This window comes from Calothrix sp. NIES-2100, from assembly GCF_963875285.1.
Classification (GTDB): Bacteria; Cyanobacteriota; Cyanobacteriia; order Cyanobacteriales; family Nostocaceae; genus Aulosira.
This window is the reverse complement of the sequence record NZ_CAWNLA010000001.1, coordinates 3,276,567-3,302,508: the sequence shown is the minus strand read 5'-3', so window position 1 is coordinate 3,302,508 and position 25,942 is coordinate 3,276,567. Positions and strand designations below refer to the sequence as shown.

The following is a 25,942-nucleotide window of genomic DNA, read 5'->3' as shown; positions in this document are numbered from 1 at the left end:
TTATACTATATAATAATTAAAATTCACAAATAGTCTCACATTCATAGTGAGAGTTTTATTTATAGATATTAAATTATCTTGAGCTTTAGGTGTTTGTTTAAACTTATGTTAAGAGATGACTTTGAGAAATATATGTCAATCATGCTGTAGTTAATAATGCATGGTTGCCAAGAAGGGAAAATGTTAAAAATTATGGCTATAAATCAGAGCATTCAGAGCTTTTTGGAGGTATGAAGTGAGGAAAAATCACCAATCTATTTTTATCCAAAAAATATTAATTTTATCGCTTATGTTAGGTGCCAGTTTGAGTTCTGGCATCATAGTTTTATGCAAGCTCAACTCTTGCCTAGCAAAGAATAAAGAAGACACAAGTATCAACAATATAGCTAACAACATGAAAACTCAGCAGCGTCTTGAAGAATTAAAGACGACGATGCTCAATATTTGGCAGCAACAAGCACAAGCGAAAGGTTACTCCTATGCTGTGCCATCAAACTATCTTGGTAAAACAATTACAGCGGCAAAACTGACTCCAGAAAAGAAAGTAATTGCTTTGACCTTTGATGATGGCCCTTGGCCTGAGAGTACCAACCAAGTACTAGATATTCTCAAAAAAAATAATATCAAAGGCACATTTTTTGTTCTTGGACAGAACATCAAAAATTACCCAAACTTACTCAAACGTGAAAGTGCTGAAGGTCACGTAATTGGTAACCATACTTGGCATCATTGGTATCAATTCCTGAATCGACAGCTAGCTGCTTATGAAATTGACCACACAGCCGACTTGATTTATCAAATCACTGGTGTTAAAGCCAACTTGTTCCGACCACCAGGGGGAATCATGCACAATGGGGTAGCTGATTACGCGAGAAACAGTAACTATGCCATCATTTTGTGGTCAGCTGATTCTGTAGATTATTCACGCCCTCCGGTGACAAAGTTAATTCATAATGTTTTTAAAGAGGCAAAATCTGGCGGGATTGTACTGATGCATGATGGTGGCGGTAATCGCTCTAAAACTGTGCAAGCTTTACCGGAAATTATTGCCAAATTTCAAAAAGAAGGCTATAGCTTTGTGACTATTCCTGAGCTTTTAGAAATGCAAAATCATGACCAAAAGCTGGTTGCACATAGTAAATAGTAACAAAGCTTCTACTGAATAAATACGAATTTGTATTACTTTTTTTGTGTTGCAAATTTTGGTAATTCCTATTTGTGCTTGATGAGCATCCTGACAAATAGCCACCCACAATTCACAGTCCTGCTAGGATTGCTTTAGTATTACCAGTATTGGGTGATATTATATTCAAGCTTGTGACTTGTGTTAACAACTGATGCGAGCGGACAATATAGATCTTATTCAATACCTATCCCTAATTATAAAGACTTTATTTATGGGATAGGGTAGATGTCAGCAAAAATTCAGCAGTAAGTTTTGTTGATTAATTGCTCAAAAGCTTTATTTATGATGCTTTTGAGAGCCAATGTTGTTAACGTTGCCAGATATTGGCTGAAAAACAAGAGTAAATACCAAGAGGTGGCTAAAAAATTTATTGACACCGTCAAAAAGTCAATCTATCAAAAGGAGTATAAATTTATACTCCTTTTGATAGATTGTTTTAATGTTTAATTTTCTGGTAACTTTATTCCTGTTAGTTATCAAATAACAAAATCTTCAACTCAGGAAATTAATACGACTAACAAAATTACTTCCATTTTAATCATCTGGTAAAAAATCAGAATTGATGAATTTGGTTATTTTTGATTGATGAAATTCGGTTGAAGTGTGCATTGCCTTATTAATCCTAAATCTTACCCCATTGGCGTAAGCCCTGTAAGATAAAATTTTCAAGCTATTTCAAATAAACAATTTAGTAGTAGTTCTGCAACAGTTTTCTACTTTTGGTATTACATATAAAGTTACTCAGGAGCATCTGGTTTATTACTATACTTTCACATAGTAAATACACAGGATTACTTATTGAGCAATATGAAATTTCTACCTAACTCTATTTATATATCTAATTTTGTTGAGACAATTAAGGTAAAATTAATAGATGACTTACTTGTTCAAGTAACTTTTAGTAATGGTGTAAAAGATATAGCTAATTGGTGTTTAATCATTAGCGACCTTGATATTTCTATAAATAGCTTATTTAAAAAGCTGAAAATTCTTTCTAGCTCAAATGTTAGTGTTGAAAGAGTAGGAGTATCATTTAGTGTTTAAGTTTAGAAATGGTATTGTCCTACTTACAGTTATTTGCATTATTTCAATTGCTCTACCTGTCTATCTACTTGGGGGCATGAACCCAGAGCTAATTCAGACTTGGCTCAAATCTGCTGGCATTTGGTCACCTATTATATATGTCGCTTTGTATGTTGTTGCAACAGTATTGGTTTTACCTTCAACCGCACTTAATTTAACAGGTGGTGCAATCTTCGGGCCTGTACTTGGTACTGCATGGACTAGTGTTGGGGCAATCGTAGCAGCAATCGTATCTTTTGGGTTTACTCGCACAATTGGACGTGTTGCTGTAGCCAAACGATTGGCTGGGCGTTGGCAGGCTATGGATGCTGAGGTTCGTAGGGGCGGACTTTTTTATATGTTTGCCATTCGCTTAATACCGATTATGCCCTACGGTCTGGTTAACTTTGCTGCTGGGCTAACTTCTATTACCTTTAAGGATTATTTTCTAGGAACAGTCTTAGGTACTGTTCCCAGCGTTTTGCCCTTTGTACTACTAGGTAGTTCTGGCATCAAGGCAATTAAAACTGGAGATATCTTGCCACTGCTAGGCTCTTTAGCACTAACTGGAATTTTGGTAGCAGGCTCTACACTATATCGTCATCGTCGCCGCTTTCCTAAAAAAGCTACAGAAATTTTAGATAAGTCAAATAAATCAGATTCTAAGGATAGATAATTGTGAACCCCAAGTATTCTTTTATTATTCCAATTTACAACGAAGAAGAAACTATCCCAGAACTGTACAGACGGGTAAGTGCAGTAATGGAAGAACTGGATGATACAGCTGAATTAATTTTAGTCAATGATGGTAGTAAGGATCGCTCTCTACAACTAATGCGAAACCTGCATCAAAAAGACTCCCGTGTTTGCTACCTCAGCTTTGCTCGCAACTTTGGTCATCAGATTGCTGTAACAGCTGGTCTCAATTTTGTACGTGGTCAAGTAATTTTCATTCTCGATGCTGACTTACAAGATCCACCAGAACTGATCCCTGAAATGATTGAAAAATGGCGACAGGGCTATCACATTGTCTACGCTCAGCGTACCAAACGCCGTAAGGAAGGATGGTTTAAACGCTTCACTGCTTATGCATTTTACCGGATACTAAAGCAACTTGCAGATGTAGACATTCCTACTGATACCGGAGATTTCTGTCTTTTAGATCGACAAGTTGTGGATATACTTAATTCCATGCCAGAGCGCAACCGCTATCTTCGAGGCTTGCGTTCATGGGTTGGTTTTCGACAAACATCTGTGCAGTTCCAGCGTGACCCTCGCTTTGCTGGAGAAGTTAAGTATACTTTCCGCAAATCTTTAGCTTTAGCTATAAATGGTTTAGTATCTTTCTCAAGAGTGCCACTGCAACTCTCAACTTATGTTGGGTTATTATCAGCAATTGTGGCAATTTTAATGGCTATTTTAGTAATTTATTGGCGGATATTTACTCCCCATTCTCCTTTGACAGGATTTACCATTATTCTGGTTGCTATTTTCTTTATAGGATCTGTTCAATTAGTAAGTATTGGTATATTAGGCGAGTATATCGGAAGAATTTACGAAGAAGTAAAAGGCAGACCGCTCTACACTTTGGCAGAAATAAATGGTTTCTCTTTAGAGAATATCAATACAAAACAAATGACTGCTAGACAAGTAGTTAAAGCAGATCATGGTCGGAGCGATTAGAAGTAAGTATGGCTTTAAAAAAAGTGAAAATTGCAGCAAATTCACCTACAAACTTTGAAAATAATTCAAACATTAAAGTGTAACTATTTAAGAAAACATAAAGTACTAAATGCGAAATGGAAAATATTGTGAATTTAAGTTACGCATATTATTAATTACTTGATTTATAGTTGTTTCTCTAAAATTACTACTGCTTTTATTAAGAAAGTATTTTACCAAGAATTCTTTACGGGCAAGTTGGGGAAAATTAATCAGTTTATTCAAGGAAATTATAAAACGTGATAAATTTAGAAAAACTTGAAAGATTATTATCTATTCATGAGAAATTAACGATCATAATTATCTCAGTGCTTGGCTTAGTACTTCGACTTTATGGGATTAATTTCGGTTTACCTTATATTTACGATCCTGACGAACCGACTTTTGTGATTGCTGCTGTTAAAATCCTAGCTAGTCGCGATCCCAATCCCCATTGGTTTGGACATCCTGCCTCCACTGAAATATATATATTAGTTGCTCTTTATACAATAATATTTTTGATAGGTAAAAGCTTGGGTATTTTTGTCAATGCCGAGGCTTTTAAATCTCTTTATTTTCACGATCCAACAGTTTTTTACTTAAGTGGTAGATTACTGAGTGCGGTTGTCGGTACAGCGATAATTTTCCTAACCTATCTAATAGGTAGAAAGATTTTTAATAAAAATATAGGTCTTATGGCAGCAATATTGATGGCTATAATTCCTTTACATGTCCATTTTTCAAAATTGGTTCGTGCCGACCTTATCATGACATTTTTGATTTTGTGTGGGCTTTGGTATTGTTTGAAAATTTTAGAAAATAATAGCTATATTAATTATATTGGAGTTGGTTTTTTAACGGGTCTAGCTATTGTCACAAAATACCCATCTGTAGTATTCACGCTTACTATTATTTTGACATATATACTAAGCAAAGGATGGCAATCAAAAGGTGGTAAATTTTATCTACCTGTCAGCCTTCTAGCCTGTGTAACTGGAGCTTTTTTGGGTTCTCCTTTCCTATTTTTAGATTTCCAACAAGTCATCGCAAATGTTACCTTTGAATCAAGAGCAACACATTTAAGTGCAACTGGAGGAGGATTCATTTATAATTTAATATGGTATTTGCAATTTGCTGTTATAAAGAATTTTACTTTTTCTGGCTTGTTGTTGGCTGTATTTGGATTTGTTATTTGCCTAGCCTCAAAACAAAAGCATAAATGGCTATTACTAAGTTTTCCTTTATTTTTTTTGTTATTTATTTCTTCTCTTAACCTTATATGGGAACGTTGGATTATTCCCATTGTTCCTTTCACTTGTCTTATAGTTGCTTATGCTATTTACACAATAGCCAACTGGGTTGAACGTCGTTTAAATCCTCGATTAGCATTGTGGACAATTTTACTCTTGATGGTAATTAATTGTGTTCCTCTATCAACTCTAAGTATTGTGCAAGGACGAGAGATGTCTGGAGTAGACACCAGAACTCTAGCTGGAAGATGGATGATGAGTAATATCAAATCTGGAAGTTTTGTTTTGATGGAAGCTTACACACCACAACTTCCGAAAAGATCATTTAAGTTTTTTGAAGTTAATGGAGGAGCTATAGTTGAAATCAATCCTGATAGTCAAAAGCATGAGATATTCCAACCTCGGTTATCAAGCAAAATTGGAGAAATTAAAGAGGTTGAAGATATCCGCAAGAAAAATATAGAATACATTGTCATGAGTAATATGTGCGATCGATTTTTATTGGCAAGAGATAAATATATAGATGTAGTAGCTACTTGTAAAAAAATCATGACTTCAGCTAGTTTAATCTATGAAATTGAAAAAACTCCAAAAGTTAATCAGGGTCCAAAAATACGCATTTATAAAGTTCAAGGTTAGTAGTAGCAAACATTGATATAGCTAGGTTTTGGCAGGCTCTGCCTCTCGTCGGGATAAGACAAGAAATCAGAGCCTCTTGTAATAAACGCTCCTACGCACAGCATGGGAGGGAGTTATGATGGGGGTTTCACGTTAAGTTGACACTACTGAAACAAAGAGTATTACACTCGTGCAGGTAAAGATAATCTTTCTGGCTGGTTTAAATTCCGATTTTGATTATCATTAACTTCTTCCGCCGCTAACAAATCCCGAATGATTTTAGTTAAAGCCTTTTGCAGCAAGCGATTAGTAATTTGCTGACCTAAACGCTGTACCCCAGGATTTACTAATAATTGAGCAAGTTGGGGAGCAAGCTGCATTGGATCAAAGCCACGGGTATCGCGGAGAATATTCAAAATCCGTTTGATATGCTCTAAGGTTTGTTGTTGTTCAACTGTGGCTGCGGGAGTTTCGTTAATCGCTGTGATTCCTACTTGTTCGCGCAGTAGATAGGTGAAGTTATGCAAAACATTTTTGCCTAAAGCATTGATGCTGTTAACAAATTCATCTACCAATTTGTCGCGAATAAAACCGCCGCGTTCGGAAGCGAGAAAGTCTACCCCTTGATTGACTACCAAATTTAAATCGTAGTCTTCATTCCCTCGCGCATTTCGTAATAAGTTTTCTAAGCGATTCCAGCGGAATTTACCTTCTTTAAACAGTAAATCTTGTAGTGATGCTCTGAGTGCTGGTGCGGGGTCTGTTAACAAACGTTTGGCTACGTAAGGATAAGCTTCACTCAAAACTTTAAAGTTAGGATCTATATAGATTGCAATCCCTTCTAAAGTTACCAGAGAACGAATAATTAAAGCGTAGTAGGGAGGTACGCGGAAAGGATATTCATACATCAAAGCCGAGAGTTCATCGGTGATGCTTTTAATATTCAAATCTGCAACGCTTGCACCTTGAGCATCTGCAAATACTCTCGCAAAGGCGGGAATAATTGGTGTTAAGTCGGTGTCTGGTGATAAGAAATCTAGCTTAACGTAGTCTTTGGCTAAACCTTCAAAGTCACGGTTAACAACGTGGACGATCGCCTCTATTAAACCATAACGCTGGGGTGGCTGAATCTCGCTCATCATCCCAAAGTCGAGATAAGCTAGCTTACCATCCAAAGTGGCTAATAAATTACCTGGGTGGGGGTCAGCGTGGAAAAATCCATGTTCTAGCAACTGACGCAGAGAACACTGTACACCTATTTCGATTAAATATCGCGCGTCTATGCCTTTGGCTTTAATTTCGGGTGTTTGGGTTAATTTAATGCCGTTAATCCACTCCATCGTCAACACGCGACGATTGGTGTATTCCCAGTAGATTTTCGGAACATATATGTCTTTCATGTGACCATATAACTGGAAAAAACGCTCGGCATTTTCTCCTTCGTGTATATAGTCCATTTCTTCAAAAATGCGATCGCCTAATTCATCGAGAATCCCAACTAAATCGCTGCGCACCCGTTTAAAGCTTTTCTTTGCCCAACCAGCTAGGCGACGTAAAATATATAAGTCAATGGTAATCCGTTCTCTTAAATCAGGACGCTGAACTTTGACTGCGACTTCTTCACCAGTTTTCAGCTTACCTTTATAAACTTGCCCTAAAGAAGCCGCCGCAATTGGTTCTGGTGATAGTTCCGCGTAAATTTCATCTGGCGGTGCGCCGAGTTCTTCTTCAATAAATTGGTAAGCAATTTCGTTGGGGAAAGGCGGTAATTGGTCTTGTAGTTTGGTGAGTTCTTCCAGAAATGCGGGAGGAACTAAATCTGGTCTGGTGGATAAAGCCTGGCCAATTTTGATATAAGCAGGCCCCAGTCTGGTTAATAATTCTCGCAGTTGCGCTGCGCGCCTGCGGTCATTTTTCACCACAATTCCCCGTTTGCTATCCCACCACAACCCCAAAGCAAAGGAGAGTGTCGGCCTTAAAACTGACAAAATCCGCCCGAAAACTTCTAAGGGTCTTTGTTGATAATGCGCCGCAATCTCTACTGGATCGTAAAGCGTCATCTCGGTTTCGGCCTTGTTTGTTAAGGCTCTTTGTTGTTGGGCTGCTATCAGTCTTGGCGATTTCACCACCAAGCCTTGTGTGTCATTGTCTGACACAACTTCAGCAACGTATAGCTCGTCACGGCGGTTGTTGCTACCGCCATTGTCCTCCTCGATCGGTCGGGAAGTTGGGGGAAGTGTTTTCACAATCATGAAGAATGCCACCGGTCGAATTGATTATGTTAAGCATTGTAACAATATGTTTCGCATCCAGCACCCCGATTTAGTGAGAGAAAGTGGTTTGATCTCAAGGTTATCAGGATTTTCCTGTGCTAGTTGCCTCTGGCTTCATAAATTGGAATGTAATCATAGCAAACCACAATATTTGCTGGCATCTCTCATATTGAGCCAAAAATTCTTGTTTAACCTCATCCTCAAAAGGCAATTCCAGCAATTTTCAGTTGGGGAAACAGCAGAATGTAATAGACTTTGCTCGTGTTCCATCGCGTAACAGTACTAGGTTTGCTACACTTAAATGGGCCTGCTACTTCTATGGTAGTGGCTCATGCCTAGAGTCCCAGAAGTTGGAAGTATTCGGCATCTGCCTAGATGGAGAATTTGGCTTGATGTTGCTTTGCCTGAGAATTGAAAATTTTGCCCTAATTGACCAACTGGAATTGGAATTCGGCGCTGGACTGAATGTCTTGACAGGTGAAACCGGCGCGGGAAAATCGATTATCTTGGATGCGATTGATGCAGCGCTTGGCGGTAAGGTATCTAGTCGAGTGATTCGGACTGGAACCAGTCGGGCGATGGTAGAGGCTACCTTCAAATCAAATGCTAGCTTAGCTGCTTGGTTAAGCGAACAAGAAATTGATTCGATAGATGAAAACTCTGTAGTCATCAGCCGCGAAATTTCTGCCACTGCGAGTAATATCCGCAGTCGATCGCGGGTAAATGGCGTGTTGGTGAATCGCCAGATGCTGGGGGGACTGCGCGATCGCTTGGTGGAAATTACCGCCCAAGGTCAAACTGTACAAGTGGGACAATCTGCTCAAGTCCGCGATTGGTTAGATTTACATGGCGGCGATTCCTTAATGCAGCAGCGTCAAGCGATCGCTATTGTTTTTACGGCGTATCAACAGGCACATTTTGCCCTAGAAAAACGCCGGACATCAGAACGGGAACGTTTGCAACAACTGGATTTACTCACCTATCAAGTGCAGGAATTGGGAGCAGTCAACCTCAATGATGTCAACGAATTAGAACAGCTATTACAAGAACGAGAACGCCTCAATCATGTTGTAGATTTGCAACAGATGAGTTACAAAGTTTATCAGGCTTTGTATCAAAACGACGGTGAAGCCCCAGCCGCCGCAGATTTATTGGGAGACAGCGAAGCCACCTTAAATGATATGGTGGAATACGATGTGCAACTGCAACCATTGTTAGATTTGGTGCGGGATGCCCAAGCTACACTAATGGAAGTGGCTCGGCAAATTAATGCTTATGGAGAAGATTTAGAAGCCGATCCCCAACGGTTAGAGGAAGTCGAAGAGAGAATTAGGGAATTAAAGCAGATTTGTCGCAAATATGGGCCGACATTACAAGAAGCGATCGCCTACTATCAAAAAATCCAAGGTGAACTAGCTGAACTCAACGACACCGAACAATCTATCGAAAGTTTAGAACAGCAAGAACAAGCAAGTTTGGCGAAACTTACCCAAGCTTGTTATAAATTAACTCAATTGCGTCGCACAGCCGCCAACAAATTAGAGTCAAGATTAATCGCTGAACTCAAACCCCTAGCGATGGAAAAGGTGCAATTTAAAGTAGATATTGTACCTACTCCCCCAACGGCTACCGGTGCAGACAAAATTACATTTATGTTTAGCCCCAATCCCGGAGAACCAATCCAACCATTAACACAAATTGCCTCCGGTGGGGAAATGAGCCGCTTTTTACTAGCGCTGAAAGCTTGCGTATCTCAAGCCGATGCAGCTGGGACAATGGTATTTGATGAAATTGATGTCGGTGTTTCCGGGAGGGTAGCGCAGGCGATCGCCGAAAAATTACACCAACTTAGTCAACGTTCACAGGTATTGTGTGTTACGCACCAACCCTTAGTGGCGGCAATGGCAGATAGGCATTTCCGGGTAGATAAGCAAATTATCAATCAAAGCCCAGGTAATAAAAATAACAATGGTAGCAGCGAACAGCGTACTGTTGTGCGCGTCACAGCGTTGGATAATTTAACCACTCGCCGGGATGAATTGGCGCAGTTAGCTGGGGGGAAATCAGCCACAGATGCGATCGCTTTTGCAGAATCGCTGCTATTACAAGCTGCTAATCATCGACGGGGCGAGCAGTAATTTGATTTATTAGAAATAATAAAGAAAAATGGAAAATTGGCGGGATTTCGTCAAGAATAAAGAAAAGTAACCATAAAATAAAAATTTATACCAAATAAAAGTGGTTATTTAATCTTGGAAATATCTGCTATGAATATAAAACCCAATCAAAATAATCCATTTTATATCGGCGGTGCTGTTTCCCCAGATAAGTTTATGGGACGCAGAGCTGATATTAATGCTGCATTTGATGTAATTTGCAATCGGATGCATTTAGCAATTCAAGGCAGTAGTGGTATGGGTAAATCCTCACTGCTGCAATATGTCGCTACGCCAGAAACTTGGAAAGCGAAAAATCTTGAACCATCTGAAGCATTTATTATTTTGTTCAATTGTTCAGAGATTCAGCCTTCTTTTACTGCTATTAGCTTTTGGGAGAAGGTATCACTAGAGTTAGAACCAGAAAATAGATTAGCAAAGCGACACCTGAGTCATTTCTGAATTCGCTCATCCATCGATTAATAGTTTGAAACGCGCTTTAAATATTGATTACATCTTCGTAAATATCTGCCATTGTCAGAGTTAAGCCAATAGAATCTAAACGTAATTCATCATCTTTACCCAAAATTGTCAGTGACCAATTTCCTTGAGCATCTTTACGATAAACTTCTACTTTGATTTCTTCTTGGGAAACTAATACATATTCCTGCAAGCTTTCAATACTTTGATAATTCAGCCGTTTTTCTCGCTTGTCTATAGTTTTAGTCGAATTTGATAGCACTTCTACAATTAAAGTTGGACGAGTTTTAAAGTACCTTTCGCTATCGTTTAGGTCACAAGTAACTAAGATGTCAGGATAATAGAAAATATCAGCCTTTTGTGCTTTAACTTTAACTTTCATATCTGAAACAAAAGCACGACAAGGAGTTCCACGTAGATGAGGACGTAGTAAAGCGATGATATTAGTAGCTATTAAGTTGTGTTCCTCGCTAGCACCAGCCATTGCGAAGATTTCACCATCTACATATTCGTGACGGATATCGCTAGATTCTTCGGCTTTGAGGTACTCTTCAACGGTAAGAAAGTTGACAGGGGATTGCATAGGTTTTTCTCTAATTTTAAATTTTGATTGCATCTTCGTAAATTTCTGTCATTGTCATAGTTAAACCAATAGAATCTAAGCGTAATTCATCATCTTTACTTAAAATTGTTAGTGACCAATTTCCTTGAGTATCTTTGCGATAAACTTCTACTTTGATTTCCTCTTGGGAAACTAATACATATTCTTGTAATGTTTCTAAATTTCGGTAGTTAACAAGTTTTTCTCGTCTATCTGTTAGTTCTGTGCTTGGTGATAGCACTTCTATAATTAAACAAGGATAATTTAAATAAAAACGGTCTTGGTCTTGGGGGTCACAGGTAACTATGACATCGGGATAGTAAAATATGTTTTTATTTTGATTAGCTAGTTGTATCCTCACTTTCATATCAGCCATGAAGACGCTACAGGAACCACCCCGCAAATGCGATCGCACTCTGCTGGCAATGTTTAGGGTAATTGTATTGTGTTGTTTGCTACCGCCGGACATGGCGAAAACTTGACCACCAAAGTATTCGTGGCGAATTTCGCTGGTTTGTTCTAATTGGAGATATTCTTCAATGGTAAACAGGGTTATAGGGGATTGCATAGGTGTTCCCTCAATATTTCTTAATACTGTATGCGAGATTGTTGTTTTCTCTATTGTCCTACAGTCCATAGAGGGCGGCGACGCGTAGACGCGGAGCGGCTTGTCGTAGACATCGTCTATTTCTTTCTCCCATGTTTCACAGTCAACGCCTTTTGCGCAATTCCTAGAGCCAGTAGCTACTGGTTCAGCTTCACCTAAAATTGGTATATAAGCAAATTTTTGATTGTGGAGCGTAAATTACCTTTGGCAAGTAGCAATATAATTAAACTCGATCAGTTTTTAAAGTTGGTAGGTATAGCGCCAACTGGAGGACAAGCCAAATGGATTATTCTTGATGGTGCTGTCAAAGTTAATGATATAGTAGAAACCCGGAGAGGGCGGCAATTAGTAGCAGGCGATCGCGTCACGGTAGAAGGAAAAACTTATGATGTTGGGGAAATAATTGATAATTCGTAATTCTTAATTTTAAATTAATTTAGAGGGTAGGTTGGGGCAGCCATGCGTTGGACGAGTTTCCCGGCTTAAAACAAGTGGCGTTTGAGGAACTAAACCCAACATCCTCAAGACTTTGTTGGGTTGAGCGACAGCGAAACCCAAGCTAGTTTTGTGATGAACTGTCAAATTTATACTTGAGGAATAAAGGACTGATAATCTTCAATTTTCTTGGCTAAACGGGAAGCGAGAAAATCACTAGCCTCGTTCAAAGTTTGGTAAATTTGAATAGCTTCTTCTCGATATTTTGTAATTTTTTCTGTATTCCAATAATGTGGTGGTGCTTGGAGATTACTAATCCTATCTGCTAATTTCACCATCCAGATTTCTTTTGGTTGTTGTTTAATTCTTTCTAGGCTATCTGCCATTTGCAGGTGTTTGGCTAAACTATTATCTTTAGTTAAGGCAAGTACACCGTTAGCTACTGCTGCACCAAATTCGGTTGTTAGTTGCTCATAAGTTGTATTTGTATCTTCGATGGTATCATGCAAAATAGCACATTGAATTGCTAGATTGCCATCATATTCTTGATTTGCATTTAGTCCGGCAATTACTTCCATGCTGACAAAACTTAAATGCATGATGTAAGATATTTCTGAACCGGGTATTTTCTGACATTGGTGTGCTTGGGCTGCAAATTTATAGGCTTTAATATAAGTTTCTTGTGACCAGTTTTGTTTCATATATAAGAACTCTACTAATTTAATCATCGGGAAATTGCCAGGAGGAAATAGTTTCCACATCTTGACTACTGCATTGATTACAAGTAATATCAAATGTTGAATCCATCCATTCATAACCGCAAACACGACAATGACAAAAAATATTATTGCGGTTGGCATTTTTGATACCTTGATGCCATTGTTGTAATTCTTGAAGATTGGCGAAGGGAAAATTATCAGACATGAAAAGATACAAATAGGTGGTTCATGTAACTATTGTTTATGAATTATACTTGAGTTCGCTAAAATCTGCGATCGCTTGATTATTGCCCCACAAAGTATTTTTGTCAGTCAAGCAGGTGCAGAATCACCAAACAAACCTTGTAAGCTTCAGCAGCTTCATTGCCAAAACCACCAGCTTGGGTATGGTAGGTGGTGCGATCGCAAATACTAGACAAATCACCCCAAATTCAAAGCTTAACCGATTAGTTGAGCAACTCGCTTTGCAGATGCGATCGCGCCTTCATGTAAGCCATCTCCTAAGTAGGCTCCTGCATAATAAGTATTGTTCTCACCGTTAGTGGCAACTATTTCATCTCGGTATCGAAAAGATTCAGTGGTATACAACGGCGTGTGATGTTGCTGAATGTGAATGATGCAATCAGAAGCAATTAACTCTTCGAGTTGAAACGATAGGAAATGATGCTGTGGCGACGAGATGCCGCAAAGCTGATTCAAGCAGCAGTTATATCCCCATCTGGTATCTGTCTCAAAGAAATCAAATTCCGAGGGATGTCGGATGCCCTGTTTGTCATACATAGAAGTATCCTGATGAACTGTAGTAGTTGCATAATTGGCTTTCCAAGAAGAGAAGCGTTTAATTTCCGCATCGGTTGGGTCAGCTAAAAGTGCCATTATTTGGTCGGGTGGCGTGGCAAACACGACTTTATCAAACTCCTGCATTTCGCCGTTCACTCTCTGAATTTTCACAGCATCTGGGCTTCTGAAAATTTTGGCAATCTCCACATTCAGCAAGACTTCACCTTGAAAGCGTTCCAGAATTTTTTCAATGTAAGAATATACACCGCCTTCAATCCTGACCCAGTTGACCATAAGGTAGTCTCGTAACATGGGAATTGCCAATTGGGCGGGAAAATCGTCGATGAGGTCAAACGGTATCGAATAGCTATACATTGTCAGCAACTTCAGCCAGAGGCTGCTAGTACTATTGGCTTTCAGACAGCGAGATAGGGGCTGGTTGTAGAAATCCTGCATAGGAGCAAATTGCGTTTTCAACCATAATCTAGGGGAACACATCTGGAGACTATAAAATCGCAGATATTCGATCAGGCGTTGGTTGCCTGTGAAGTTTTTTGCGATCGCAACTTTCGATAAAAAGTGACTGCCATTTTTGGGAAACAGCGCTGAACCGATATCGACGGGTAATAGTTTTACTCCTAGCTCTTGCATCAGAGCAACAAAGTTATGAAATACAGTAGGAAATTCCAGCACTCCACTTTCCAAAATTTCATGGCACTGAGATTGGTTAGGTTTCACGTTTTTGTTGATTGTCCGAATGTGTCCCCCTAACATCGCTTGCCGTTCTAACACAGTGACATGATGCCCTTGTTTGTTGAGCCAGTAAGCTGTAGCCATACCACTGGCTCCGCCCCCAATGACCGCAATCCTCATAGTTCACCTCTAAGTTGATGAAATGAATCGTGCATGAAGGTCTGTTTAGTTATTACCTAAAATCACGTCCCCAGATAAGCGTTGATACAGTAATGCTCCTGTCCAAATGGTCGGAGCGAAACCTGGATAGCCGGATGAGGCATTGCAGAAATAGAAATTGTTGAGTGAGGTTTCGTGATTCAACCGTCCCAAACCCATGTTGCGCGGTGTGAGACTAGAGCCGTAGGAATTCCCCTGAGGACACCAACAGAAGCGTTCATTGGTGGTGGGGCTGCCTGTGATATGAAAGACCATGTGCTTTCTAAAATTCGGCACATAGTGTTTTTCCACGACATCCAAAATGGAATCTAGGATTTCTTGCTTTTTGAGGTTGTAGGTTTTGCGATTTGTCTCCCGCAATTGCTTAAAGTAGTCGTAATTGGCAACAGTGAGAAATTCGACAATCTGGCAGTCCTCTGGGCAATCCCGACTCGCCTCTGTCAATAAAGTGGGCGTTGTCATCGCAAAACTGGGATTGGAAAAGTCATGATGCTCATACATCTGCGTAAAGGCTTCATTCAGATCCTCATGCTCTGTATGAAAGAGATTCCACTTTCCAAATCCATAGTTGCGGAGGTCGATATCTTTGACGACGCAATAAGCCATGAAGTTGGATGGCGAATATTCATAGTTGAGTTTCCGGCGCAATTTTGGGGAGAACTTTTCCTCCCCAATCATTTTGGCGGCTTTTTTCGGGTCAATGTTGCAAATTACAGTTTCACCTGTAAATTCATGAGTTTGATGGGTGGTGAGATCCATCGCCTCAACTCCTGTGACCGTTTTGTCTGTGACTATAAAATTCGTGATTTCATGGTTAAGCAGCACCTGCCCCCCCTGTGATTCAATCACCTTGACAAATGAATTAATCACACGCTCAAAATGCTGAGTTGGGTAAAATGCTCCTGCTTGATAGCCGCGAAATAATAAGACCCAAGCATAAAATGAGAGTTGGTTGGGAGGCAGCAAAAAATCAGGCCATTGCAGGGCTAATAAAGTTTGGGCGGCTTGGGGTAGCTGAAACTTGTCAAATACATCCTGAAGTGTGCTGTTGAGATACTGGACAGCACAGAACACCTCATTGGGATGTTTCAGTAGTTCAGTTAGTTTAATTGGCGGAGCGAGTATTTGCAAGCCTGCACCAGTCTTTTCCACTTCGTTGACGAATTGGCGAAGGCGATCGCTATTTGCAGGAAATAGTGCCGACAATCGTCGAATCAGTTCCTCTGGTTGTGAAGGAATATCCAACGCATATCCTGGCATTCGCATATGGTCAAAGCCATCTGGATCATATCGCTCAAAAGTCACGTCCCGATCTAAGCCCAGTCTTTTGAGTACCTGATTCACCGTTTTTCCTTCACCGCAGTCCCAAACGTAGTGAAGTTGGGCATTAAACGTATATTTTTTAGCCATTGTAAACGTGTGTCCAAAGCCTCCTGGATGCTCATGGGCTTCGAGGATTTGCACAGACTTGCCAGAGTTTGCCATTAAAGCACCAAAGACTAATGCTGATAAACCACTGCCGACAATGAGATAATCCGGTTTCATAGGATGATTCCTCGGACGATTAAATGTAATTTTCCAAAAAACTATATGTATCTGCTTCTGCAATTGGGGGGAAGTTTCACATCCATGTCGTATTCACAAATTCGGTGGGTTTAAGTCCCCAGCAACAATCGCGCTGCAAGTTTTGTGGTGGGGTCTCAATCCCCATTACAAAACTGTACGAACGTCTTCCGACTTCATTTAACTCTTTACCTTGGTAATCTTTAGGATGCGTCTTACCAGCAAAAACAAACATGGATCTTGGATTTATTATATAATTGATAATATTAGTTGGAGCTTGTGAGGAATTTGTGAGGAAAGAAAAATTAAGTCTATCAAAAATAATTAATTGTAGCGGATACAGTAGAATATTTCACCTTTTAAATATTTTTAGAAAGTAGGATAAAAACCAATTATGTCAATATAATCTATCAGGCAAAATTTATTCTAAATTTTGTACGATAGGCTCAATATTTCAGTGTTAATGGTACATCTTGTATTAAGTGGGTCGAAAAGCAGGTAGTATTCGCAATCCGCATTGAGTACCACTCTGTATATAAAACATGTGTTTTGAATACGGTTCCGGGTTTGAGGTCGTAGAAGGGAAATTCAGGTTCGGTGCAACCTAAACAAGGCATTCCGGCGCGGGTTTTGGAGGAAACGCGGTTCCATAAGATGCGGTTGCAGGAAGAGTGGGTCATGGGGCCGCGACAGCCTAAGTCGTAAAATAGGCAGCCTTTACGCTGACCAAATTCGGCGGTTGATGCTTTGTAGGCAAAGTGGACGTTACGAGTACAACCTGTTTGGGTATAGGTATTGAAGAAGGTTTGGGGACGATGGAGTTCGTCTAAAGCAATATCATCAATGCGTCCGGTGGCGATCGCAACTAATATTTGACTAATCCAGTCAGGATGGGCGGGACATCCGGGTATGTTAATTACAGGTAACCCTGATTTGGTGCGGAAATCTTTGCCGAAAAAACCACCTTCTTGACGCTTAAGAAATTGCAACCCCTGCGACTCGCTGGGGTTGGGTGACATGGCGGGTATTCCTCCCCATGTCGCACAGTCGCCTACAGCCACAATAAAGCTAGCTACTTGGGCTAAATCTGTTAACCAGTCTTTCATGGGGCGATCGGCAAACCGATTCCATTCACCTGTACCGTTGGGGGCGTTGACAACACTACCTTCAAATACCAAGATATCTAAGGGAATTGTGCCGGAAATACAATCTCGTAGCAGTTGTTGTAAGCGATCGCCCAGTTCCAACCCTAAGGAAGGATGCCAAAGTAGCTTGATGCCAAAATCGGCAATTAAATCGCAGACTGTCGGTTCCTCAGCATTGAGAAATGACATACTATAGTCACTATAGAATAAAAATTTGGCAAGATGTCCGAGAAATGGTTTTATGGTCGGGTTTCGACGATCGAGCAACAAGAAGATCGCAACGCGCTCAAAAAACAACTAGAAAGGGGTAAGAATGTAGGATGCGATCGCTTTTACTGGGATATTCAAAGCCGCACAACCGAAGTCCGTAATGGGTTGCAGCAATTAATTGATGATTTAAAGATATCACCAAAGGGTATTGTTAGCGATCTAGTTGTGACCAGAATTGACCGGATTGGGTCATCATCGAAACTATTTTACTCGCTGTTGGAAGTGTTACGGAGTAAGGGTATTAGGCTTGTAGCACTAGACCAAACAATTGATACAGAAAGTTTGGGTGGTGAGTTGACGATTGATATTTTACTCGCAGCTAGTAAATTTGAAATCAAAATGTTGTCCAGCCGTGTATCTGCTGAACGCAAACATCGGATGGTGCAGCGGAAAAGCCATAGGTTTGCGCCTTTTGGCTGGAAGGTTATTGATGATTCCTATGTCAAGGATGAAAGTTGGTGTGTTTCCCTATTGGAAGGTAAGCGGAGTTTTCAAGTTTGGGAACTAGCTTTATTTATATTTGAAGTATTTGATAGTTGTGGGAGTGCGAGAAAAACTTGCAATATCTTAAATGAAATGTTTGGGGTAAGTGGGAAAGTAGACGCAAAAAGCACAAAATCAACAGGAAATCATCGGATTATGCCTGATGATATCGAGCAATTGGATTTATTACAAAATCATAAAAAAACTTATCAACGCTACCCTTGGACAGGGTTACAGTGGTCACCTGCGGGGCTAAAAAACTTCCTAGTAAATCCCGTACATGCAGGTGGAACGCCATTTAACGTCACCACATCGAGTCCTTCAGGTAAACAAATCAAGCATTTCGATCAGTGGGATTGCAACTGGGATACCCATGAGGGAATAATTAGCCGCGAACAACACGAACAAATAAAACGCACGATTCGCCACAATCGTCATAATAAATGGGCTGCACGCCAGGAAGATATTAACCCATTCGCTAATTTATTAAAATGTGGTAGATGTGGCGGCGCATTAACCCGGATGTCTTCCCGACGCGATCGCAATGGGCAATATACAGCCTACTATCAATGTACCTACTACGCCCTGGGACGTTGCGATGTCAAGGAAATGCTGAATAGTCGCAGTTTAGATTCACAGGTAGCTGATTTGCTAGTTAGTGAAGCCACTAGGCTGGCGGGTATGGTAGATTTTGACGAAGACAACAATCCTGAACCACAAGAAGTGCGAGAACTGCGCGAAAGCCTAGCGGGACTGGAGAAATTACCTACTAATGCTTTTGTAGAGACAGCCAAAGATGGTATCCGCGAACAAATCGCTAGTATCTTAAGTCTGCATGAAAACATCACAAAACGTAGCTTGTTGGTTAGAGAAGAGTTAGTGCAGATGTTTTGCGATCGCGAATACTGGGACAGTCGCACAGCTGAGGATAAAAAACGCATCCTAAATAAACTTGTCCGGCGGATTGTCATTGACGGAAGAGTTGTTTTGGGTATTGAGTTTCTTTAGTTTTCTTTGGCGGACAATTTCTCGGTATTCTTCTAATTGGCGTAACCAAAATTCTTTCTCTGATTCGATTCTCATTTGTAGCGTTCTCCAGCTATAAATTTAACGTGAATTATCAGGATCTCATCCACAACAGCGAATCTCTCCTGCTAGGAGAAATCAGAGCCAGAAAAATCAGCATTTTGCGCCTCTGGACTTGTAAAAGAGAGGTTTGAAGACAGGTGAGCATCCCACTTTTTTACATGTCATTGCGAGGAACGAAGCAATCGCAAAATCTTCCAGTTCAGAACGAGTCCATGAGATTGCTTCGTCGTTCCTCCTCTCTACGAGACGCTACGCGAACGCAATGACAGTTATTCTCTTATTGAGAAATAAAAACTGGGATGCACCCGGGAGAGAGTTCAAAATCATCATGCATCGAACTCACGTTAAATTTAGATTAGCTTTTAGTTGTAAAATTTCTGTTCTCTACGAACAGCGTTCATTTGTCGCCCCAGCGTCCCATCTGCTTTTGATACTAAGTGATAGCCAAGCACAGCAACCTCTGGAAGAGGAAACATCAAGAGATTGCTGAGTACGCAATAACAGCTAAATTTTTCGCCATCATATACAGCAGATTACAACTTTGTGATTACAGATCATTGTAGGGGCACAACAATGTTCATTGGTGTCAACTTAAGCTAAAAATAGCCTCTCTCTTAGCTTTCTCACCCGCCTGGGAATTAATTCCCAGGCTAATAGCCCAAGTCTACTGAAGTAGACTCAAAATTTCGGAGATAGTCCTGTTTATTTCAGACGAGATATCGCACTGACAACTCCTACTTATAAAAAAATCCCCTTCTGTTGCTAGGTGAAGAGGAATTATCATCAACAAATGAAAGTCAAATTTCAAAACATTCTTATTGTCATACCCGAATTAGATAATAGTTATCTGCATCGCTAGTTCCTGACTTATTATTGGCGATAAAATGCTTCTTGATGGCAAGATTACCATTCAAATTCCAGTTTTGATCCCATACATAAAAACCAGATACTCCATTCTCACTTCCATACCCAGCAAAGATGGCTGTATGGTTGCCAGAAGTGCTATAGTAAGAACCATTGGGGCCTAAGAAAGTGGCAATGGCAGTACCCACAGCAATGTTACCACTAGACATGACATTAGCTCCTGCTTTCCAATTATTGGCATTCCAATAAGTGCTAGAACTATTAATTCCTGTGGCATAAGCAACCAAATCCCAACATTGAGCGCCATATGCGCCATCGTAATCGATGTATTTACCGTTTAACTCTCCATTGATTAATTTGGTTAAATTGGTAGAAGTAGCCATTAAACCCGAGGGGGACTGTATAATATTTCCTGAATCATCTGCGGGAGTTAAACCTCCTCTTTCTTGCCATCCATTCCAATTTATTCCATTAAATGAATTACGGGTATAAATTCGGTCATCTGTTCCTTGTACTGCTTGAACTAATTGTCCATTAAATACTTCTACTTCTGGATCAGCTAGAGTAGCACCACCAAAGTTTTGCCAGCCACTCCAATTACTACCATCACCAGAGGAACGAAGATAAATTGCATTGTCAGTACCTCTTACTGATTGATAAAGTCTACCATTAAAGACTTCTAAATCAGGGCCACTAAGAGTAGCACCACCAAAGTTTTGCCAGCCACTCCAATTACTACCATCACCAGAGGAACGAAGATAAATTGCATTGTCAGTACCTCTTACTGATTGATAAAGTCTACCATTAAAGACTTCTAAATCAGGGCTACTAAGAGTAGCACCACCAAAGTTTTGCCAACCTGTCCAATTACTACCATCACCAGAGGAACGAAGATAAATTGCATTGTCAGTACCTCTTACTGATTGATAAAGTCTACCATTAAAGACTTCTAAATCAGGGCTACTAAGAGTAGCACCACCAAAGTTTTGCCAACCTGTCCAATTACTACCATCACCAGAGGAACGAAGATAAATTGCATTGTCAGTACCTCTTACTGATTGATAAAGTCTACCATTAAAGACTTCTAAATCAGGGCCACTAAGAGTAGCACCACCAAAGTTTTGCCAGCCTGTCCAATTACTACTATCGCTAGAGGAACGAAGATAAATTGCATTGTCAGTACCTCTTACTGATTGATAGATACGGTTGTTATATACTTCCATCGCAACCTTAGACATCTCAATGGAAATAGCTTGTCCATTTAAAGTGATGTTTGCTGTATCATCCTCAGCTTTCAGTGATAATAATTCACCACCACTAATACTTTCCCCCTGCACCAAACGCGAGAAAATATCCCCTTCATCGCCAGCGGCATCTTTTACATTAATCTGACTATCTATATAATGACCAAATTCCTCTAATAAAACCCCTTTAACTGTACCAATATTACCCAAATTATCCGCTACAAATTTTTGAGATAAATAAATAGTATTTGTTGACTTCGCATAAGCTCCATTAAAAGATTGACTAGATACTAATTGTATATCTGGTGTATTAGTAAAATCGTTTTGGGCTAAATGTTGCAATATTTGCGCAGCTAATTCTTTTTGATAATCTTGACCAAAAGCCACTCCCAAAATCTCATCAATTTGAGAATTGCTATTTAGCCCAATCAAGATATTTTTAGTTGCATCAATTGACTGAATAACCGTATCAAGAATAGGTTGTATATCAGGAAGTAATTGAGAAGACTGAGAAGGATTGAGGGTTAATAAAGGATCTTGATTATTATTTAATCCTGTAAATGGGTCGGTGGTGGATATTACGCCTTGCTGAGATTCCCATGATAACTCAAACATAAATGCTTTTTGATGTAAAACATAGTGATGTGTTACACAAAATTTTATGCGAACAAATATAAAAAAATATATATTTCGTATTAAAGATACTGTGAAAATTATGTGTATAAGTTATGTATTTTTGTGCTTATCTACAGATAATTTTTCACATTATGCGTGTTACTCAACTTGTTATGGCATGAATTTAAGATAAATGACATAACACAAAATTACGCTAAACCCTTATCAATGCTTGCTTTGAAGTATAATTGTATGTGCTAGGGAATATACCGAAATTTTATAAAATATTCTGCTGCTGTTAAAAATGACCTAATTCAACTTAAAGTAAAACCTCTGTACCGTAAGGAACTAAAGTTTCTTGCTCTTTCTTGAAAAGCCCTTACTATGACAATACGCTTGGTGTTAAGAATAAATGTAGGTTGGATTGAGGCAATGCGTTACCCAATAAACCCCGCCAAATGTTGGGTTTCGTTCCTCAAACGCCACTTGCTTTAAGTCGGGGAACCCGCCCAACGTAGTGGCTCCCCAACCTACGCAAAAATCAGGTTTTTGGCTCTAACTGAACTGTATTGCCTTATATGAGTCTATACCCAAGATCATCCAAAAAATCAGCGCTAAAATTAGTAATGTCAGTAATTTGCAATATTTGAGAAAATTATGATATCTGCTGACAAAAATTCTTCTCTTTTAACAATTCCACCCCTAGAAAATGGCGACAAGCTGACCCGTCATGAATTTGAGCGGCGTTATCATGCCATGCCTAATCTGAAAAAAGCTGAATTGATTGAAGGAGTTGTTTACGTGGCATCACCATTGAGAATCAAAAGTCATGGCGAACCTCATGCATACATTATGGCTTGGCTGGGAGTTTACAAAGCAGCTACATCAGGCGTGGGTTTGGCTGATAATACCACGGTGCTAATAGACGCTGATAACGAACCGCAACCGGATGCTTTATTAAGAATTGAGACAGACGGACAATCGCGTATTAATGACGATGATTATCTAGAAGGAGCGCCAGAATTAATTGTAGAAATTGCTGCTTCTAGTGCTTCTTATGATTTACATGAGAAATTGAAAGTTTATCGTCGTAATCAAGTCCAAGAATATTTAGTATGGCGAGTTTATGACCAACAATTTGATTGGTTTAGGTTAGATAGAGGAGAATATATCCTACTTGAACCCAATTCAGATGATATAATTTGCTCTCAAATTTTTCCCGGTTTATGGTTAGCTAAATCTGCATTATTGGCAGGAGATTTAGCTAAAGTATTAACCGTTTTGCAAAATGGATTATCTACACCAGAACACCAGAATTTTGTGCAAAAATTAGCTAGATAATTTTATACAGAATTGGTAGGAGAATGGTGCGTTAGCCTACGGCATAACACACCCTACGTATAATAAATAAAATGAAAGATTTAGTTTTTTTAGGGGCTCATCAATTGGCAAAAGCAATCCGCGATCGCCAAGTTTCTTCAACAGAAGTAATAGAAGCTTATTTGCGTCAGATTGCTCAATACAACCCAGAACTAAATGCGATTGTGACACTGGATGCAGAAAATACGATCGCGCTCTCGAAAGCGGCAGATCAAGCATTAGCGCAAGGAGAAAATTGGGGGATTTTACATGGAGTCCCCGTAACTATCAAAGACACCCTCGAAACCAAAGGATTACGCACAACCAGCAGTTATCAACCCCTAGCGAATTACGTCCCCAAGCAAGATGCTACTGTCGTTGCTCGACTACGCGCCGCTGGAGCCATTATTTTAGGTAAGACGAATACACCACAACTAGCTGATAACTTCCAGACTAACAGTCCTCTGTTTGGTAGAACAAACAACCCCTGGAATCATGAATATACCCCAGGTGGTAGCACTGGCGGTGGGGCGAGTGCGATCGCGGCGGGATTATCACCTCTAGAACTTGGTAGTGATATTGGTGGGTCGATCCGCGTTCCGGCTCACTTTTGTGGCATTTTCGGCTTGAAACCAACCGAGCATCGAGTGTCAACATTGGGGCATATTCCTGAGTTGCCAGGAACACCTAAAACCATTCGGCATTTACAGACAATAGGGACGCTTGCCCGCTCTGTGGAAGACTTGCGATTGTGCCTGTCACTGATTGAAGGTTCAGAACTGTACCAGCCAGAAGAAATGTTGATACCTCAACAAATCAATCCAGTGAATACTTTACAATCCTACCGCTACGCCTGGTCAGCAGGTTTTGGTGATATTCCCGCCACAGCCGAAACCAAAGCCGCTCTGGAGAAGCTGGCATCATCCCTAGCGGATTTAGGGTGCTGTATAGAGCAACACAACCAGTTGCCAAATTTTGATAGCAATGGGGTATGGGATACTTACCTCAATATTTATAATTTTGAATTGGGTTTATTACAGCCAGACCTGACGCAAATTCAACAGCAACAAAACTATATTACCGCCCTCAGTGAGCGTGATACTTTAATTGCAACTATGGAAAAATTCTTATCAAATTGGGATGCTTGGCTGTGTCCGGTGGTACCAGTCCCTGCCTTTACCCACCGTCAGCCAGGAGAACCGATTGAGGTGGATGGTTGCGAGTTTTCTTATTTGGAAGCAATCGGTGCTTACACCACAATTTTCAACCTCACTGGTAACCCTGCTGTAGTAATGCCTTTTACCCAGTCACAAGATGGATTACCCATTGGTGTGCAGGTAGTAGGGCAACGTGGGAGTGATATGAAGCTACTAGAAATTGCTGAAAAATTAACTCAAGTCACTGGTTTTTTTCAACGCCCACCTGGATATTGAAAACCTCAATTTCTATTTCTGGGCTATCTTGTGGCATTTCACCTAAAACCGTAAAATACAACCCCACTAATACCACAAAAAAGCCAACCCATGTCCAGAAACTCAGGTTTTCCCAGAAAATCACCCAAGCCAGGAATGTACTAAAAATCGGTTCTAACAGATGAACCAGAGAAACCCTGACAGATGATAGCCTCGTGAGGCTGAACGTTAAAAGTCCATGTCCGAGAAATTGACAAACCATTCCCATAGATAACATAGCTAACCAAACTTGGGATGATTGGGGAAAAATTGGCTCGTGATTCCATAGTAGAACAGGCAGGCTAGCCAACGCACCTGTGCTACATACCCACAGCTGGATGGTGGTGGGAGCAAATTTAGTCTGGAGGGTATCCAAAATCAGCAGGTATGCGGCTAACAACACAGCAGAGAGAATAGCATAGCCATCGCCTTGCACTCGACTAGGTGAAATTTGCATCTCTTGTAACTCCAGTATGAAGACTCCTGCGATCGCTAAACTCAAACCCATATAGAATCGGCGATCAAACTTGTGCCCCCACAGCCACCAAGCGCCAAAACTAGTGAAGATTGGGGATAGATTATGCAGCGCTGTTGTCATTGCAATACTGGTTTGGTTCAAAGCCCAATAAATACTTGCCAGATTCATCACCCAGAGTATACCTGCCAAAGGTAGCAGCAATAGATTTATGGGATGATAGGGGTTGGGTTCATCAGGACGGCATTGGAGATGTTGGTAAACTTTTGTACCTCCTGTCCAGAGACTAAAGGCGATCGCACCCACAACCAAGCGATCAAAAGCAATTCCTTCAGAAGTCAGATCGGGACTGGAAAATTTAGCAAAAATCGAGCCAAAGGACAGCGCGATAACGCCTACCAGACAACTAACCAGAGCGATCGCCGATTTACTGTAAGAATTCAATAACACAATTTATATCTTGTATATTTACCATTTCTCAATCTGGATAAGACTTAATAGAGTAACACAACTGAATAATGGTGCGTGATGCCAAAATTCCTTAACCTACTAGCATTTTTAGTTTGCCCTAAGTTGTCAGTAATTACCAGAATGCATATTTGTG

The 25,942-nt window shown here is 40.1% G+C and carries 22 protein-coding genes; 12 read left to right on the top strand and 10 right to left on the bottom strand.

Annotated features, from left to right (window positions below):
* Window positions 1-235: 235 nt before the first annotated feature.
* The 5 genes from AACU32_RS13835 (at window position 236) to AACU32_RS13815 (ending at window position 5,838) form a co-directional block, all read left to right on the top strand.
* Window positions 236-1,144, top strand: coding sequence for a polysaccharide deacetylase family protein (locus AACU32_RS13835; RefSeq protein WP_445223176.1), 909 nt, complete (start codon window positions 236-238; stop codon window positions 1,142-1,144).
* Window positions 1,145-1,993: 849 nt separating this feature from the next.
* Window positions 1,994-2,230: a hypothetical protein gene (locus AACU32_RS13830; RefSeq protein ID WP_096600326.1), complete on the top strand. Its 237-nt coding sequence runs from the start codon at window positions 1,994-1,996 to the stop codon at window positions 2,228-2,230.
* Between the two features lie 76 nt (window positions 2,231-2,306).
* Window positions 2,307-2,924, top strand: coding sequence for a VTT domain-containing protein (locus AACU32_RS13825; protein WP_096607998.1), 618 nt, complete (start codon window positions 2,307-2,309; stop codon window positions 2,922-2,924).
* 2 nt (window positions 2,925-2,926) lie between these two features.
* Window positions 2,927-3,931 carry a glycosyltransferase family 2 protein gene (locus AACU32_RS13820; protein ID WP_096600324.1) on the top strand — a complete coding sequence of 335 codons (1,005 nt, stop codon included), beginning with the start codon at window positions 2,927-2,929 and terminating at the stop codon, window positions 3,929-3,931.
* Window positions 3,932-4,209: 278 nt separating this feature from the next.
* Entirely contained in the window at window positions 4,210-5,838 is a 1,629-nt protein-coding gene (locus AACU32_RS13815; RefSeq protein WP_096600322.1) for an ArnT family glycosyltransferase, read from the top strand.
* A 161-nt stretch (window positions 5,839-5,999) separates the two neighbouring features.
* Here the strand turns inward: AACU32_RS13815 and AACU32_RS13810 are convergent, their stop codons facing one another.
* A complete protein-coding gene (locus tag AACU32_RS13810) occupies window positions 6,000-8,069 on the bottom strand; it encodes an ABC1 kinase family protein (protein ID WP_339377869.1) in 2,070 nt (689 codons plus the stop codon).
* Window positions 8,070-8,482: 413 nt separating this feature from the next.
* On the opposite strand from AACU32_RS13810, the gene recN reads away from it, so the two are divergent.
* A complete protein-coding gene (gene recN / locus AACU32_RS13805) occupies window positions 8,483-10,228 on the top strand; it encodes a DNA repair protein RecN (RefSeq protein ID WP_096600320.1) in 1,746 nt (581 codons plus the stop codon).
* A 129-nt stretch (window positions 10,229-10,357) separates the two neighbouring features.
* On the top strand, window positions 10,358-10,708 hold the full coding sequence (locus AACU32_RS13800) for a hypothetical protein (RefSeq protein ID WP_096600318.1): 351 nt from the start codon (window positions 10,358-10,360) through the stop codon (window positions 10,706-10,708).
* Window positions 10,709-10,745: 37 nt separating this feature from the next.
* Here AACU32_RS13800 and AACU32_RS13795 read toward each other — a convergent pair whose 3' ends face one another.
* Window positions 10,746-11,309, bottom strand: a complete 564-nt coding sequence (locus tag AACU32_RS13795) for a Uma2 family endonuclease (protein ID WP_096607996.1) — start codon at window positions 11,307-11,309, stop codon at window positions 10,746-10,748.
* 16 nt (window positions 11,310-11,325) lie between these two features.
* The gene (locus tag AACU32_RS13790) at window positions 11,326-11,895 is read right to left on the bottom strand and encodes a Uma2 family endonuclease (RefSeq protein WP_096600316.1); all 570 of its coding nucleotides are present in this window, start codon (window positions 11,893-11,895) and stop codon (window positions 11,326-11,328) included.
* Window positions 11,896-12,153: 258 nt separating this feature from the next.
* On the opposite strand from AACU32_RS13790, the gene AACU32_RS13785 reads away from it, so the two are divergent.
* On the top strand, window positions 12,154-12,351 hold the full coding sequence (locus AACU32_RS13785; protein WP_096607995.1) for an RNA-binding S4 domain-containing protein: 198 nt from the start codon (window positions 12,154-12,156) through the stop codon (window positions 12,349-12,351).
* Window positions 12,352-12,518: 167 nt separating this feature from the next.
* Here AACU32_RS13785 and AACU32_RS13780 read toward each other — a convergent pair whose 3' ends face one another.
* The 5 genes from AACU32_RS13780 to AACU32_RS13760 form a co-directional block, all read right to left on the bottom strand.
* The gene (locus tag AACU32_RS13780) at window positions 12,519-13,070 is read right to left on the bottom strand and encodes an HD domain-containing protein (RefSeq protein ID WP_096607994.1); all 552 of its coding nucleotides are present in this window, start codon (window positions 13,068-13,070) and stop codon (window positions 12,519-12,521) included.
* A gap of 19 nt (window positions 13,071-13,089) precedes the next feature.
* Window positions 13,090-13,293 (bottom strand): hypothetical protein, encoded by a 204-nt coding sequence (locus AACU32_RS13775; protein ID WP_096600314.1) that lies wholly within the window; start codon window positions 13,291-13,293, stop codon window positions 13,090-13,092.
* Between the two features lie 233 nt (window positions 13,294-13,526).
* Window positions 13,527-14,741, bottom strand: coding sequence for an FAD-dependent oxidoreductase (locus AACU32_RS13770; RefSeq protein WP_096600312.1), 1,215 nt, complete (start codon window positions 14,739-14,741; stop codon window positions 13,527-13,529).
* A 45-nt stretch (window positions 14,742-14,786) separates the two neighbouring features.
* Window positions 14,787-16,325: a phytoene desaturase family protein gene (locus tag AACU32_RS13765; protein ID WP_096600310.1), complete on the bottom strand. Its 1,539-nt coding sequence runs from the start codon at window positions 16,323-16,325 to the stop codon at window positions 14,787-14,789.
* A gap of 464 nt (window positions 16,326-16,789) precedes the next feature.
* Complete coding sequence (locus tag AACU32_RS13760; RefSeq protein ID WP_339377867.1) at window positions 16,790-17,677, bottom strand: hydrogenase; 888 nt, start codon at window positions 17,675-17,677, stop codon at window positions 16,790-16,792.
* A gap of 33 nt (window positions 17,678-17,710) precedes the next feature.
* On the opposite strand from AACU32_RS13760, the gene xisF reads away from it, so the two are divergent.
* Complete coding sequence (xisF, locus tag AACU32_RS13755; protein WP_096600308.1) at window positions 17,711-19,249, top strand: fdxN element excision recombinase XisF; 1,539 nt, start codon at window positions 17,711-17,713, stop codon at window positions 19,247-19,249.
* A gap of 409 nt (window positions 19,250-19,658) precedes the next feature.
* Window positions 19,659-19,820: a hypothetical protein gene (locus AACU32_RS13750; RefSeq protein ID WP_339377866.1), complete on the top strand. Its 162-nt coding sequence runs from the start codon at window positions 19,659-19,661 to the stop codon at window positions 19,818-19,820.
* 331 nt (window positions 19,821-20,151) lie between these two features.
* Here AACU32_RS13750 and AACU32_RS13745 read toward each other — a convergent pair whose 3' ends face one another.
* Window positions 20,152-22,053 (bottom strand): BPSL0067 family protein, encoded by a 1,902-nt coding sequence (locus AACU32_RS13745; protein WP_096600306.1) that lies wholly within the window; start codon window positions 22,051-22,053, stop codon window positions 20,152-20,154.
* Window positions 22,054-22,710: 657 nt separating this feature from the next.
* On the opposite strand from AACU32_RS13745, the gene AACU32_RS13740 reads away from it, so the two are divergent.
* The gene (locus AACU32_RS13740; RefSeq protein ID WP_096600304.1) at window positions 22,711-23,394 is read left to right on the top strand and encodes a Uma2 family endonuclease; all 684 of its coding nucleotides are present in this window, start codon (window positions 22,711-22,713) and stop codon (window positions 23,392-23,394) included.
* A gap of 71 nt (window positions 23,395-23,465) precedes the next feature.
* Window positions 23,466-24,845 (top strand): amidase, encoded by a 1,380-nt coding sequence (locus tag AACU32_RS13735; RefSeq protein WP_096600302.1) that lies wholly within the window; start codon window positions 23,466-23,468, stop codon window positions 24,843-24,845.
* Here AACU32_RS13735 and AACU32_RS13730 read toward each other — a convergent pair.
* A complete protein-coding gene (locus AACU32_RS13730) occupies window positions 24,811-25,788 on the bottom strand; it encodes a DMT family transporter (RefSeq protein ID WP_096600300.1) in 978 nt (325 codons plus the stop codon). The two genes, AACU32_RS13735 and AACU32_RS13730, sit on opposite strands and share 35 nt — an antisense overlap.
* Window positions 25,789-25,942 lie beyond the last annotated feature (154 nt).